The sequence below is a fragment of the Thiorhodococcus minor genome (assembly GCF_010820565.1).
Classification (GTDB): domain Bacteria; phylum Pseudomonadota; class Gammaproteobacteria; order Chromatiales; family Chromatiaceae; genus Thiorhodococcus; species Thiorhodococcus minor.
In genome coordinates, this window is the sequence record NZ_JAAIJQ010000367.1 from 1 (window position 1) to 372 (window position 372).

Below are 372 nucleotides of genomic sequence, written 5' to 3' on the forward strand. Positions count from 1 at the left end.
CTTGCGCCAGAGGCGGCGGACAACCTGTCGGAACCGCACCAACGCACGGGCGTTGCCGGTGATCCCATAATAGGCGTCGTGGCCTTTGAGCTTGCGCTTGAGCGCCCGCCACTGCTCCGCCACCGAGAGATGACGATGGCGGCGGCACCACTGCCCGATCTGCCGCACGGCGCGGCGGAAGCGGGTTTTGGCCGTCTTGCGTTGCACCACCCAGTATCCGTTCCGGGAGCGCCCCCAGTCGTGCGTAAAGCCGAGCAGGTCGAAACTGCGCCCGCGCTGCGAGCGCCGCGTTCCGCGCCGCCAGGGCGGACGACGAAAGTCCACCAGGCGAGTTTTCTCGGGGTGAAGCGTCAGACCGAAGCGCGCCAGGCG

Annotated in this window: 1 pseudogene; it reads right to left on the reverse strand. The window is 68.5% G+C overall.

Annotated features, from left to right (window positions below):
- Positions 1-372 (reverse strand): annotated as a pseudogene (locus tag G3446_RS27355) (group II intron maturase-specific domain-containing protein); the annotation flags it as partial.